Origin of the sequence: Syntrophomonas sp. (genome assembly GCF_028707975.1) — a bacterium.
Classification (GTDB): domain Bacteria; phylum Bacillota; class Syntrophomonadia; order Syntrophomonadales; family Syntrophomonadaceae; genus Syntrophomonas.
This window is the reverse complement of sequence record NZ_JAQVZX010000008.1, coordinates 26,861-41,044: the sequence shown is the minus strand read 5'-3', so window position 1 is coordinate 41,044 and position 14,184 is coordinate 26,861. Positions and strand designations below refer to the sequence as shown.

14 protein-coding genes are annotated in these 14,184 nt (G+C 46.0%); 10 read left to right on the top strand and 4 right to left on the bottom strand.

The window, feature by feature from the left end:
* The first annotated feature begins 30 nt into the window (after window positions 1–30).
* The 9 genes from PHP87_RS02295 (at window position 31) to speB (ending at window position 8,853) form a co-directional block, all read left to right on the top strand.
* Entirely contained in the window at window positions 31–1,854 is a 1,824-nt protein-coding gene (locus tag PHP87_RS02295) for a ferrous iron transporter B (protein ID WP_299917965.1), read from the top strand.
* Between the two features lie 96 nt (window positions 1,855–1,950).
* Window positions 1,951–2,178, top strand: coding sequence for a FeoA family protein (locus tag PHP87_RS02290; protein WP_299917964.1), 228 nt, complete (start codon window positions 1,951–1,953; stop codon window positions 2,176–2,178).
* Window positions 2,179–2,471: 293 nt separating this feature from the next.
* Complete coding sequence (locus PHP87_RS02285; RefSeq protein ID WP_299917962.1) at window positions 2,472–3,368, top strand: Mrp/NBP35 family ATP-binding protein; 897 nt, start codon at window positions 2,472–2,474, stop codon at window positions 3,366–3,368.
* An 82-nt stretch (window positions 3,369–3,450) separates the two neighbouring features.
* A complete protein-coding gene (locus tag PHP87_RS02280) occupies window positions 3,451–4,197 on the top strand; it encodes an ATP-binding cassette domain-containing protein (RefSeq protein ID WP_299917960.1) in 747 nt (248 codons plus the stop codon).
* Entirely contained in the window at window positions 4,187–5,110 is a 924-nt protein-coding gene (locus PHP87_RS02275; protein WP_299917959.1) for a SufD family Fe-S cluster assembly protein, read from the top strand. The genes PHP87_RS02280 and PHP87_RS02275 overlap by 11 nt, the downstream gene beginning before the upstream one ends.
* Before the next feature lie 80 nt (window positions 5,111–5,190).
* Window positions 5,191–6,081 carry a selenium metabolism-associated LysR family transcriptional regulator gene (locus PHP87_RS02270; RefSeq protein WP_299917957.1) on the top strand — a complete coding sequence of 297 codons (891 nt, stop codon included), beginning with the start codon at window positions 5,191–5,193 and terminating at the stop codon, window positions 6,079–6,081.
* Between the two features lie 344 nt (window positions 6,082–6,425).
* Window positions 6,426–6,884 (top strand): arginine decarboxylase, pyruvoyl-dependent, encoded by a 459-nt coding sequence (locus PHP87_RS02265; RefSeq protein WP_299917955.1) that lies wholly within the window; start codon window positions 6,426–6,428, stop codon window positions 6,882–6,884.
* A gap of 186 nt (window positions 6,885–7,070) precedes the next feature.
* Window positions 7,071–7,901, top strand: a complete 831-nt coding sequence (speE, locus tag PHP87_RS02260; protein ID WP_299917954.1) for a polyamine aminopropyltransferase — start codon at window positions 7,071–7,073, stop codon at window positions 7,899–7,901.
* Between the two features lie 85 nt (window positions 7,902–7,986).
* The gene (gene speB / locus PHP87_RS02255) at window positions 7,987–8,853 is read left to right on the top strand and encodes an agmatinase (protein WP_299917952.1); all 867 of its coding nucleotides are present in this window, start codon (window positions 7,987–7,989) and stop codon (window positions 8,851–8,853) included.
* 159 nt (window positions 8,854–9,012) lie between these two features.
* Here the strand turns inward: speB and rbr are convergent, their stop codons facing one another.
* Together rbr and PHP87_RS02245 are read right to left on the bottom strand one after the other, a co-directional pair.
* The gene (gene rbr, locus PHP87_RS02250; protein WP_299917950.1) at window positions 9,013–9,552 is read right to left on the bottom strand and encodes a rubrerythrin; all 540 of its coding nucleotides are present in this window, start codon (window positions 9,550–9,552) and stop codon (window positions 9,013–9,015) included.
* Between the two features lie 143 nt (window positions 9,553–9,695).
* A complete protein-coding gene (locus PHP87_RS02245; RefSeq protein ID WP_299917948.1) occupies window positions 9,696–10,130 on the bottom strand; it encodes a hypothetical protein in 435 nt (144 codons plus the stop codon).
* A gap of 222 nt (window positions 10,131–10,352) precedes the next feature.
* Between PHP87_RS02245 and PHP87_RS02240 the strand changes: the two genes are divergently transcribed.
* Window positions 10,353–10,508, top strand: a complete 156-nt coding sequence (locus tag PHP87_RS02240; protein ID WP_299917946.1) for a hypothetical protein — start codon at window positions 10,353–10,355, stop codon at window positions 10,506–10,508.
* A 146-nt stretch (window positions 10,509–10,654) separates the two neighbouring features.
* On the opposite strand, the gene trpS is transcribed toward PHP87_RS02240, so the two are convergent.
* Window positions 10,655–11,650 (bottom strand): tryptophan--tRNA ligase, encoded by a 996-nt coding sequence (trpS, locus tag PHP87_RS02235; protein WP_299917945.1) that lies wholly within the window; start codon window positions 11,648–11,650, stop codon window positions 10,655–10,657.
* 106 nt (window positions 11,651–11,756) lie between these two features.
* Window positions 11,757–13,937 carry a hypothetical protein gene (locus PHP87_RS02230; RefSeq protein ID WP_299917943.1) on the bottom strand — a complete coding sequence of 727 codons (2,181 nt, stop codon included), beginning with the start codon at window positions 13,935–13,937 and terminating at the stop codon, window positions 11,757–11,759.
* Between the last annotated feature and the right edge of the window lie 247 nt (window positions 13,938–14,184).

Genomic DNA, 14,184 nt, shown 5'->3' with positions numbered 1-14,184 from the left:
TCAATATCACTAGCCAGGGGGACGATAGTAGTGGCGATCATAGTAATTGGCAATCCCAATGTGGGCAAGAGTGCGGCTCTTAACCGTTTAAGCGGAAGCAATATATTGGTTTCGAATTATCCTGGAACCTCAACTGAGATAAGCGCAAATTCAGTCAAGATAGGGAAAAAAGAGATAACAGTATTTGATACTCCGGGCATCTATTCTATTTTTTCCGAAGGGGAAGAGCAGAAGGCCATTCGTGATTTATTTGCGATGGAAGAAATTGACCTTATCCTGAACATTGTTGATGCCAGCAACCTGGAGAGAAATCTGGTACTAAGCTATGAGTTGATGGATTTGGGTTTCCCTGTTTTATTGCTGCTCAACCAGATTGACCGGGCCCGCTCACTGGGCATCAGGATTAATGAGAGGCTCTTGAGCGAACTGTTGCAAATACCGGTAATCCCCTTTTCTGCCACCACTGGTGAGGGCTTGCAGGAAGTACTGAAAGTTTTGGAGAGAACCCCTCGGGGAAAAAAAGATGCTTTGGCTAAAGAAGAAAGTCAGGAAAAAAAAGAAAGCCAGTTCCGTGAAGTAAGTCCAGTCGGCAAGGAAAGTCTGGCCCAAGAACGCTGTTTTACTGAGCTAAGGACGGGGCAGTGCAACGGTCATTGCGGTCTCTGTTCCATTCCCGCCACTACCTGTATGAGTATTGCTGATTGGGGGCGGGTAGAAAAGGCACGAACTACCGCCTATATGGTCAGCAGCAACCTGGGAGAGAGACAACGAATTCTGCTGGAAAAAACGCAGGCATTTTTCGACAGCTCTTTATGGGGCACTCCCGTTCTTTTATTCCTGGCCTATCTGGCCTTTGTGCTTCTATTGAAATTTGTAGCTATAAGCGAAGGCCCCATTACGGCATTGTTGGAACCGTTAAACCAGACCATTGAGAGTTTTTTGAGCCAAATCCTGCCCCCAGGAATCATAAATACGGTTTTATCGAAAGCTATTCCTGAGGGCTTGATTATCCCATTTTCCATAATAATGCCAGCCATGTTGATGGTTGCTTGTATTATGTCCCTGCTGGAAGATAGCGGTTTGTTACCCCGCTATTCGGTGGCTCTGGAAAGAACGGGAAGCTTTTTTGGTATTTCTGGTGAGGCCATAATTCCTTTGTCCCTGGGATTTGGTTGCCGAACCCCGGCCATTATGGCCAGCAGGATAATGCCTACCGCTTCCCAACGATTTATCGTAATTACTCTCCTGAGCATAGTAGTCCCCTGTGCAGCTACTCTGGGAATACTGGCTTCGGTAATTGCCGCCTTTCAGGCTTCATTGCCAATAATAGTGGGAACCATGATTGCGGTTTTGATGCTGATGGGATTTGTCTTGAGCCGGCTGATGCCACGTGAGGACGCTTTCATTTACGAGCTTCCTCCCCTGCGGATTCCCCTCTGGAGCAATGTGGGGAAAAAGATAAAAATGCGGTTTTCCGGCTTTTTTACTGAAGTATTGCCCTTGCTCCTGATTATGAGCATTGCTGTACGAGCCTTGCTGGAATCCGGTTTTTTGGAAATATTCCATTCCATGGAGACTTTTACTCGCTTCCTCTTCGGTATTCCGGCGGAGGCTTTTATAGCGGTTCTGGTAACAATATTTCAGCGTTACCTGGCCCCTCTGGTCTTGCTCAACCTGGAGCTTACGCCGAGGGAGGCCACTATAGCTATCAGTATGATTGCCCTTTCCCTACCTTGCCTGCCGGCTATGGTTATGACCGTACGGGAGATAGGCTGGAGTGGCCTGGTAAAAATATTGGGACTAGGATTTTTAACCTCCTGTTCTGTAGGGATTATGCTCAATTTGATACTGTAATTGGAAAACGCTAAAAGAACCGTAGTTCTTTAGCAACTGACACCCACATCCCTTTGGTATCCATGACGACTTGTATAATTGGAAGGAGTGACAGCCATGACTATTAATGATATGAAACCAGGACAGAGTGCCAGAATACTCAAGTTGAATCGGGGCCTGCGAGCGGGGCGAAGGCTTTTCGAAATGGGGCTGGTACCTGGGACCAGGGTAAAGCTGGTATCCAGGCATCCTTTCAAAGGACCGGTGGTATTACAGATAGCGAACACGCAGATAGCATTGGGAAGGAAAATGGCTAATTCAGTTGAGATTGAGATTCAAGAATGATAATCTATCATCTTAGGCATTTGGAAATCCATGCGATTTATCGCTTTTTGGCGGGGAATCAAGACTTTTTTGTCCGGGTAAATTATAATATGTTATTATAACTAATAATAATCCTATTACTATTAAATATTTGTCATGTACCCCTGTGCTCGACAATTAATGTTGATGATTAACTGTAAACCGGATGAAGGGGGCAGGCATTAGTGCTGGGTACAAGCACCCAAGAAAAGTGATTTGCTTTTCACCCTTCACTTTTTTTATTAAATTATGAGATTGACCAGAAGGAGACAAGGATGCTCAAATTTTTCAAGAAAAAGGAAAAGAGGCCAAAGTCTAAAAAGGAAGAAGGGCCAGGACCGGAGACGGCAACGATAGCACCGACTACGCCGGAGGATAATAAGGATGCCGAACCTTCCACACAGATAGGTCAGCGTAATGACATTAAACGAGTAATTGCCGTTATAAGCGGTAAAGGCGGAGTGGGAAAGTCCACTGTCAGCAGTTTGCTGGCCTCTGCTTTATTGGCTCACGGTTATACAGTAGGGCTCTTGGATGCGGACATTACCGGTCCCAGCATTCCGCGGGTTTTTGGTGTCAGCGGCGGGTCGATGGGGAAGAATGATTATGGTATGGTACCGCGGCGCAGCAGAAAAGGCCTTAAAATAATGTCTTTAAATCTTTTCCTGGCCGATGAAGAACTACCGGTTATCTGGCGGGGGCCCAGAATCGCTGGGGCGGTTAAAGAGTTCTACAGCCAGGTGGACTGGGGAACATTGGATTTTCTAATATTGGACATGCCTCCTGGCACCGGGGATATAGCTATAACGGTTTTACAAAATATTGCTCTGGATGGTGCAGTGGTGGTCAGCACCCCCCAGGATCTGGCTTTCACTATAGTCAGGAAAGCTTTTCACATGTTGAACAAACATGAAGTGCCGGTACTGGGTGTGGTAGAGAACCTGACATCAGGTATCTGCCCGCACTGCCAACATGAGGTTGAGCTTTTCAGCGGAGGCGGGATAAAGCAATGGTGTGAAGAGAAGCAGGTAAATTATCTGGGCTCCCTTCCCTGGGATGCAGGTTTGTCTTATTGTGCGGACAGAGGGCATATTGACAACTATTACCCGGCGGCAGTGGATCAGATGCTCGAAGCGTTTTTGGCTGCTCTGCCGGTTATTGAAAATAACTGATAGCTTCCCGTGAGAAAGCAGGAGCAGTAGGAGCAATGTAGGGAGCTCACTTTTATTACTATTACTTAAGGAGGTTACGACAATGCTGATATTGGAAAATATTAGCTTCGCAGTCAACGGGCAGAATGGGGCGAACAAAGAAATAATCCGGGGAATAGACCTGGAATTCCACCCCAATCGCCTTTATGCTATTACCGGCCCCAATGGCGGAGGAAAAACCTCTATTGCTAAAATAATTATGGGCATTTATAAGCAGAGCAGCGGAAATATTTATCTAAACGGGGAAAATATCAATGATTTAAATATCAGCGAGCGTGCCCGCAAAGGCATCGCTTATGCTTTTCAACAGCCTCCCCGTTTTAAGGGACTGACGGTAAGTGACCTGCTGCAGATAGCCCGACCCGGTTTGGATGGGGTTAACCTTAGAACCAGCCTGCGTGATGTAGGTCTCTGTCCTGAAGATTATCTTGACCGGGATATCGGCCCGGGGCTCAGCGGGGGGGAAATCAAACGGATTGAAATCGCACAGTTGCTGGCAAGGGATGCGAAAATCAGCATTTTTGATGAACCGGAAGCCGGGGTTGACCTGTGGACCATCCAAAAGCTTATTGCCATAATAATGGGTAAATTCAGGAGCAAGCAAGGCGGAACTGCCGTAATTATCACCCATAATGAAAATGTCCTGCATATCGTTGACGAAATAATATTGGTAGAAGAAGGCCAAATTAAGGAAAGAGGAACCCCGGATGAGATCTGGCCCTTGATTCGTCATGAAGTTGAATGCAAAATGAAAGAGCAGTGCAGAGGAGAAATGGTATATGAAATTTGAGCAGTTGGATATGGATTTATTGCAGGCAGTAGCAGATATTAAAGCCATTCCCAGCGGGGCAGTAAACATCAGGCGTAATGGAGAAGCCGTTTTCCGGCATTCTTCACCCAACATTGTTATCAACACCAATCCGGAAAATAAGGGGCTGATGGTAGAAGTAAAAGCAGGAAGCAAAGGGGAGACCGTCCATGTTCCGGTTATACTTACTAATTCAGGTTTTCATGACCGGGTTTATAACACTTTTACCATTGGTGAGGACGCTGAGGTCACCATTATTGCCGGTTGCGGGATTCACAATGATAGCCACAGTGATTCCAGCCACAACGGTATTCATGAGATAATCGTGGGACCGCGAGCTCGCGTGAGGTACCTGGAAAAACACTATGGAGAGGGCATGGGAAAAGGAAAAAGGATATTGAATCCCACCACCATCGTCCGGGTGGAGAATGGTGGGAGCATAGAGATGGAAATGATACAAATAAAAGGTGTGGATGATACCATTCGTTCCACCACTGCTTATATACAGGAAAAGGGAAATTTGAAAGTAGTAGAAAGATTGTTTACTCATGGCCAACAGAAAGCCGAATCGGATATCCGGGTAGAAATTGAAGGTCAGGGAGCAGCGGCGCAGATACTATCCCGCTCAGTGGCCCAGGACGATTCTTACCAGCTTTTTAAAGCTGCGTTGGTAGGGAAGAACGAGTGTACCGGTCATGTGGAATGTGATGCTATTCTTATGGATAAAGCCCGGATTAAATCCATTCCTCAGTTGGAAGCTGAAGATGCTGACGCAGTACTTACCCACGAGGCAGCCATTGGCAAAATAGCCGGTGAACAGTTAATAAAGCTTATGTCGTTGGGTTTGAGCGAGCAAGAAGCTATTGATACAATATTAGAAGGATTCCTAAGTTGATAATCTCCTCTGTACAAGGCGGGGAAAAAGGCGGGAGTTTTAGACCTATCTGGCAAATACATTAGAATGGTGTGATTAGAATGAATCTCAATTTATTTAAGACCTATGTGCGCGTAGTGGAGACCAAAAATCTGTCCAAAACCGCTGAAGAATTTGGACTTTCACAACCGGCAGTAACCAAGCAGATTCAATCGCTGGAAGATTATTACGGCGTTCTTCTTCTGGAAAGAGCCGGACGACGCTTAAAACCGACCGAAGCAGGTGAGACTCTCTATCAATACTCACGGGAAATAATAAAGCTCCTGGAAAAAACGAACAATATTATGGAAACCGTAGTGGATAGCAAAAGAGGCAGTCTTTATCTGGGAGCCAGTACCATTCCCGGACAGTATATCTTGTCGGATTATATCAAGAAGTTCTCAGACAGCTTCCCTTATATAAACATCAGTCTCGACATTGCCGACACGGAAAAAATCTTTAAAAAAGTGGCGGATCGAGAACTGGATATAGGAATAGTCGGCGGTTGGCTGCCCAACCGAAAGGTAGAAGGTGTACAGTGGCTGCAGGATGAACTTCTCCTTATTGTTCCGGAAAATCACCACCTGGCTGAACGCGATCAGGTAAGCATGGGAGAATTATTGCATGAGAAATGGATATTTCGGGAAAAGGGCTCAGGTACCCGCAAAGCTGCCGAAGAGTTGTTGATTAGCCACGGCATAAAAAAAGAGGATTTGCATGTAAGCATGGAAGCGGGAAGTACTGAAGCCGTCCTGGCTTCAGTAGAGTCAGGCATGGGTATTTCTATTGTGTCCAACTGGGCCATCAAGAAGACGGATCCGCAGCGCCGAATTCGTAGCTTAAAAATAGACGACCCCGAAGCCACCCGTTTCTTCTACATAATTTACCCGCGTCAGAAGACTCGCCGTAAAGCGGTAGACAATTTTCTTCATTTTATCAAGGAAAAACAATAATGTTCTGCTCGCTTTCGCCAAGTTCGCTCAGCTGCAATACCCTGCGGAGTACTCCGGCACTCATTGACAGATTAACTTGCCGATGATTATTAAGCTGAGTATCGGTTTATAATTATGTTGCACCTTCGGGTGTTACTGCTACTCCCTTCGTTTGCTATTGATAGGGGACAGAAAAGAACCGTCCCCTTGTGTCCCTCTTAAAGCTCTTTTTCGTTAAGTTCTGGCGAATTTGAGCTTTTTCCTATTTATTACAAACCCCATAAGTAAGGGCATAAATAGCTTTACTTTTACAACGATTTGTATATAATAAATCTGTTGCCCAAATAAGTCTGGAGGTGTTCGATGTGTTGCCACTACCCAAAAAATATTTTCTTACTGCTGCCTCCTGTGAAGGAGAAACTGAACTTACTGCTTTCGATAGAGCATTATTAGAAGCCGGAGTAGGTAATACTAACCTGTTAAGAGTAAGCAGCATCCTTCCCCCGGGTTGTGAATATGAACCCGGCCTTATCATACCCCCGGGTTCATTACTTCCCATTGCCTATGGAACCATTACCAGCTGTGAACCCGGAGCCCGAATTGCTGCGGCGGTGGCGGTAGGAATAAAGAAGGACAGCTTTGGGGTAATAATGGAATATAAAGGATACTGTGGCCAGGCTGAGGCCGAAGAGATGGTTACCAAAATGTGTGAGGAAGCCTTTCGCGTAAGAGGCCTGGAACTGGATGAAATAAAACTTGCTTCTACCGAACACCTGGTAGAGAAAATCGGCTGCGCTTTCGCCGCAGTTCCATTATGGTATTAATATATTATGGAAACGGTCCTGCTGATATATAAAAAATTAGAGAAGTGAGGAGTGAAGGGTAAGGTGTGAGGGGTCAAGTTTTGCTCTACTACATCTTATTCTTAAGCACCTATTAACTCACTTTTCATCGGTGGTTGTGCCCCCTGTCACAGCTGGGGGGTTAATACGAAAAGAGGAGGAGTTGGCTTGGATCTCTGGGTTACCGAATATCAAACCCCGTCTTTAGGATTTTCCTGCAAAGTTAGAGAGACATTACGCTATGAAAAAACAGAATTTCAGGAGCTTTCAGTAGTAGAAACCGAGCAATTTGGCAAAATGCTGCTGCTGGATGGAATGGTTCAGACCACGGAACAGGATGAATTCGTTTATCACGAAATGATTACCCTGGTAGCCCTGAACTCCCACCGCAATCCGGAGAAAGTCCTCATTATAGGAGGCGGTGATGGAGGAACTTTACGCGAAGTTGTAAAGCACCCGGCTGTAAGCCAGGCGACCCTGGTGGAAATTGATGAACGGGTAGTAACTGCCTCAAGGGATTTCTTCCCCGATTTGGCCTGTTCATTCAACGAGCCCAAAGCAGAAGTCCTGATTGCTGATGGCATAGAGTATGTAAAACAGCAGCGTCAGAGCTTTGATTTAATTATTGTTGATTCCACCGAGCCAGTAGGACCGGCAGTTCAACTATTTTCCCGCGAGTTTTACCAGAGCGTCTCTGAGGCCCTGAAAAATGATGGGATGCTTGTAGTTCAAAGCGAGTCCCCATTTTACAACCAGAATGTTATTAAAATGGCATTTGGCGGCATTAATCAAGTATTTCCCCTGACCAAACTGTACCTGGCCAATATTCCTACCTATCCCAGCGGCTTATGGAGTTTTACCGTAGGTTCCAAACTATATGACCCCCAGCTGCCTTCTTGCTCCTACAGCCAGGGATGCAAATACTATACAGCGGAGATTCACCAGGCAGCATTTCAGCTTCCGGCTTTTGTAAATAGGATAATTGAAACCGAGGAATAGCAGCACAGACAGCACAGGGGGACGAAAGAACCGTCCCCCTGTGCTGTCCCTGTACGATAAGATAATAGAAATGGAGGAATAACCGTTGTCATCTGAAATCGCCGCTCTCCTAGAACAGAAAGCTTTTTTCATGGGAAGCTCACGGGATTTAGATATTTGTGACCGGGTAATTATCGGGCTTCCCCTGGATTCGACTACCAGTTTCCGCCCTGGAACCCGCCTGGCCCCCTACCGCATCCGCGAAATATCCGAGGCGGTGGAGGAATACAGTGTTTACCTGGACAAATCCCTGGACGAAATAGATTTTTATGATGCTGGGGATGTAATAATACCCTTTGGCAATGTACCCCGAAGCCTGGAGAATATCAAAGCGGTAGCACGCTATTTCCTGGAGCGCGAGAAAAAGCTCTTTTCCATAGGAGGAGAACATCTGGTTTCCCTTCCGCTTATAAAGGCTTATCATGATTTTTATCCTGATATGGTCGTTATACAGATGGATGCCCATGCTGATCTCAGAGCCGACTATCTGGGAGAGAAACTCTCCCATGCCAGCGTTATGAGAAGAGTGCTGGAAACTATCGGAACCAGGAAGCTGTTTCAGTTGGGTATACGCTCTGCTACCCGGGAAGAGTTGGATTTTGCCCGGCAACACAGCCAGCTTTATCTGGACCAATTTTTAACCGCAGTGGAGGATATGAAAGAGAAGATCGGCCAGCGGCCGGTATACATAAGCCTGGATATTGATGTCCTGGATCCCGCTTTCGCTCCCGGTACGGGAACGCCCGAGGCGGGAGGATTCTCCTCCCGGGATTTACTGCAAATGCTGCATGAATTAAGAGAATTAGATATTGTGGGCTTTGACCTGGTGGAGATTTCTCCCCCCTGTGAACAGGGAGATAATACCTCCATACTGGGAGCCAAAATCCTGCGCGAAGCCCTGCTGGCTTACTAATATTCCGGCTCGGAAATAATAAAACCGACACGCATATATAGAAAGTGTTATAATTCAACATATTTCATAGAAATGGACGCAACACCAGGGGGCGGTTCTTCCGTCCTCCCTTAGGGAGGACAGAAGAACCGCCCCCTCTATGCCTATAAGCTCTTGATTTTAGTAGTTTTCAGCCATTACCTCATAATAGCTCTGAGGATGGGCACAGGCCGGGCATTCCTCCGGGGCTTCCGTACCTTCATGTACATAGCCGCAGTTACGACATCTCCACTTAACCGGCTTGTCCTTCTTAAACACCGTATTGTTCTTTACATTCTCCAGCAGTTTTAGATAGCGTTTCTCGTGCTCCTCTTCCACTTCGGCAATTTCTCTGAATACATCGGCGATTTCGTTAAAACCTTCTGCCCGGGCAATTTTCTCAAATTCAGGATACATGCTGCTATGTTCTTCGTTCTCGCCTTCAGCCGATGCCAATAGGTTTTCGGCTGTAGCCGGAACTGCTCCCCCCATTAAGAATTTAAACAAGCGTTTGGCATGTTCCTTCTCATTATCAGCAGTGTCCAGAAAGATGGCGGCAATCTGCTTAAAGCCCTCCTTATCAGCTTGACTGGCAAAGAAGCTGTACTTGTTCCTGGCCTGAGATTCACCCGCAAAAGCTGCCCACAGGTTTTGTTCTGTTTTAGACCCTTTTAAATCCATTACTCATTCCTCCTTTTTAATACTTATTAACCCCCCATGCCCGGGGCACAACCACCGATGAAAAGTGAGTGAGTAGGCGCTTGTGTGGTAAAATGTAGTAGGAAATAAGCCTTCTCATCCCTTACCCCTCACTTCTCAATTCTTCAAGATACAATTTTGCCAGGATAAACATATATGGAATTGCTGTTTCCCTTACGTTTAAAGGTCAACATTTCCTCCAGGAGCTCCAGAACCTGTTCCATTTCCTCCGGGGAATCTTCCGAACCTTCTTCCAGCCTGACGTTAAACTCTGCAACTGGAACCTCCATCCAGTTAAGAAGCTTTAACTCCTGCAGGCCTTCACCAATAAATACCAGTTCTGCAGCCGGGATGGAGAATGGAGTCTTGGATTTGCTCTTAATGTGCGCTTCCAGAAGAGCGATAAATTCCTTAAGCCGCGCTTCCTTTTCCGGAGTAATCACATATTGGAACAAGATATCGTAAAGGCTTTGGGTCAGAACGATAGAGGTTACACGGGGTAAGAGATAATGATTCTCAAGTTTAACAAAATCCAACCCGAATTTAACTGTTTCTTTCAACTAGACATCACCCCCTGTCTTGCTATTAATAGGATTTTACCGGTTTATTAATACCTTCACAAGCGTTAAAATCAAAAGTATAGCTTAATTATACCCTAAAACCCCCATTTTATTGTTGTTTACGAGGGATAAGAAAAGATAGCGAACGGTAGAGATGTTGACGGTGCCGAGTACAAAGGCTGTTTGCGAGGGATAAGAAAAGATAGCGAAAGGGGGGCCACAATGCCTGAAAATAGAGCTTATCATAAAAAGAGGGTTCGTATTGATGACCCTGAGGAATTAAAGAAGATTGAACAGACCAGGCTAAAGAATAATTTAATAGGAATAGCTATTCTGCTATTTATGCTTGTAATTGGGCTATTATATCGGGGCTGCTAAATGGGGACACGCGGGACTTCTTTTACGCAAGGCAAATTAAAAGGCTCAACCACCAGCTTAAATCCGATGGTTGAACCTTTTTCATGACGCAATCCACTCGATACCCTTTGAGAATCGCCTTCCTGTGTCCCGGTGTCGTCCTTGGCTCATTCGAAGTAGTTTATTTTCATAGCGGAGCGGACATCAAGCATGGTCTCCCGGGCAACGGCATGAGCTCTTCTGGTTCCTTCCTGCAGGATATCCTTGACCAGATCGGGTTGCTCAAGATAAGATTGTCTTCTTTCCCGCATGGGCTCCAGTAATTCATTGAGTTTAGCGGTAAGTTTTTTCTTGCACTGTACACAGCCAATCCTGCCCTGGCGGCAATCGGCTTCCACTTCCTCAATTACATCCTTATTAAAAACCTGATGATAGGCATAGACCGTACATATTTCCGGATGCCCCAGGTCGGTCTTTCTGATCCGGGCCGGGTCAGTAACGGCGTTCCATACCTTCTGCTTCACCTCTTCAGCACTGTCGGCCAGGAAGATAGCGTTATTAAGACTCTTACTCATCTTATCCTTCCCATCCAGCCCTACCAGGCGAGGAACATCCCCCACCAGAACCTGCGGCTCAACCAGAACTGGTTCGTAGAGTTCATTAAAGCGCCGTACTATCTTCCGGCTTAATTCAATATGAGGAATCTGGTCTTCGCCTACCGGTACCAGATCAGCCTTGAAGATGGTAATATCTGCTGCCTGGCTAACAGGATAACCCAGAAAACCATAGGTCATGTCACTGAGGCCGTGTTGGGCTGCTTCCGTTTTAATAGTAGGATTATGGCGCAATACATTAACGGTGGTAAACATAGCGTAATACATGGTTAATTCGTGTATCTCCGGTATCATGCTCTGGATAAAAATGGTTGACACCTCGGGCTTTATCCCCGCCGCCAGGTAATCGGTGGCAATTTGGAAAATATCGCGGCTCAGGTTTTCGTCCTTTTCCCAATGGGTGGTTAAAGCTTGTACATCCGCAATAATAATATAGCTATCATATTCATCCTGCAGTTTAACCCGGTTGGCCAAACTCCCTACATAATGTCCCAGGTGCAGGCTGCCTGTAGGCCTGTCTCCAGTCAATATCCTCTTCTTCTTAGTCATCAGCACTATCTCCCAACCATAATAAATTAGCATAATAATTTATAATTTTATTACTTTATAAGTCCCTGAACTATCATTATATTTTGAAAGCGCCATTAGTTCAAGCCTACTTCTTGCTCCGAGCCGCCTTCAGGTCCAGAGAATAGAGGAAAAGAACAGAGAAGTAAAGCGACATGCTGGCAGCTGAAGCTATTCCCGAGTCATTAAAGATTATCGCGACCAAGGATGATAGCAGTATTCCCCGCAGCCCCTGAAGTATCAGCGGTTGTCTTTCGCTGTAGGCCTTTATCCGGCGGCCCGGGCGGAAGAGCAGCAAAGCGCCGGTCAGCATTCCGGCCAGGAGAATCCACCCCCAACCGCCGTAGCTGATCACTCTAAGCTGCATATGGACTTTACGGCTAATGATATTCAGCATCTCGCCCAAACCCCCGTTCATAATGAGCGAAATGCTGTGCCCCAGATGAGATTGAACTTCCAGCGGCTGCTTCAGGTCTACCAGAGCCATAAGCAGCAAAAGCAGAGCCGTTAGAACCAGAAGAAGTATTACCTTTTTCCAGCTAATCCTGATATAGCCCTGGTTAAAAGCCAGATAACTGTAGCCCAGACCAATACTGGCAGTAATGGCCCCTCCCACATTAATACCAAATAAGGGATAGGCTATCAGGAAAATGATAGCCACGAAAATAAGAGCCGAGAGCAGCCGAAATTTTGAGCTGAATGATTGGCTGAGCATTAAAGTAACCAGGGCAATAGCAGCTCCGATAAGTACTCCCATATATTCATTGCCCAGCCCGTAATAGCGCGCACCGCTGAAAACCCGGTAGCTCATGACCGAATTGGCTATCAAGCTGCCATTGCAAATCAGATCCCAGGCAATGGTTATTATAGTGGCAGAAATAATTAATAACAGAGGGTTTAATCTCAAGATTCGGGCCAGGAAGAAACCAGCGAGAGTCAATAGTAGATTTAATAGGAGCAAGAGCAGGAAAAAGAACAGGGGGCGGCTGAATTCAAACAGGCCGATTAGCAGCATAGACAAGGGTAGGCATAGAATGAAGCCCAGAATAGGAAGCTTCAAGGGATTCCCTGGGGAACGAAGCGACAAGTAGTAGGCCAGCAGTAATAAGAGCAAGATCAAGCCAATGAATAAGGATAAAATAGTAGCTTGATATACATAATTAAAAACTTCCCGGTGATTCAGGTTTTTTAGCTGCTGGAAGCTGTCACTGGCAGCCGTAGCAAAAATATTCTCTTCTCTCTCCGGATCCAAACAACTAATAATAGAATTTTGCAGGCTGGTGGTCAAGACTATACCCGTACGTCGTGTGGAATAGCTGGTAAGAGTTCCCTGAAAGCCAGGTTTGACAATTATTATGGGAGTCAATAGAGCGCTAGGGATATAGGAGTTTCTAGAGGGACTGGGGCTTAAGATATAAATACAGTTCTCCCCAGGAAGCAACTCCTCCTGGATTTGACTGATACTATTGTCGATACGCTGCAGGATATTTTTTCTTTCCTCATTATAGCGGGCTGGGGAAAAGAAGGAATACATGGATTCCAGGCGAGAAAGGTCACCGAACTCCAGTAGGATTATATCATTATTATCGCGGAAAAGCTGGAATTGCTCGCGCATTTTATCATAATCGCTTTGCATAGGAAGCAGACTTTCTTTCGAGCGACCCAGGCTGCACATTTGCGGGCCAATGGCACCGCTGTCCACGATACCCCGAGAATCCATCAATATCAGGCTGCCAACGCGGTTGGGATAGCCCGGGCGGTCAGAACTTCCGATAACGGCAGTTTTTAGACCCAGCTCATGAATCCTGTCTCCCAGTCTACCTGCCTGGCCCAGATTTCTCTGGCCATTGTTTTTCTCAATTACTTCAATACTGCTAATCAGAATATTAGCTTTTTGAGGAACAATACCCGTATTGCGCGCGAAAATATCCGCGACTAGTTCCCCCTCCAGGATCTCCCCAGCTTCATAATTCAAATGAGCCTTACTACTGCCCACCGCCAGTTTCCCTGCGGAAATGGTACAGCAACCGTTTTTACTGGTGCGTTCACCACCGGTAATCGTATTCAGCAGACCCATCCCGCCTTGCTCTTTCAATTCCCAGAGATAGGGAGTGGTTTTGGGGCTCAAATCGTTTATACTCAATTTGTCAATCATATATATGATAACTCGCCTGGGGTTTGGTTTATTTTCTGTCTCTGCAGCCTGTACGGGCTGGACGCAGCAAAAAAAACCAGCCAGTAATAATCCCCAGATTATTATTTTTTTCATGCCGGCTTCCCCCCTTTTTTTCCTTCATTAGCACATAGGGACATTAGCACATAGGGACAGTTCTTTTGTGCTCCTTGGCATTACATTAGCACATAGGGACCATTAGCACATAGGGACCATTAGCACATAGGGACAGTTCTTTTGTGCTTCTTATGTGTCGTGTTCAGCCAGCAGTATTCCCAGATAGGATAAGAGATAGAAGAGGATAAAAGCCGCAGCGATTACTCCGGTATCATTCACTATGAAA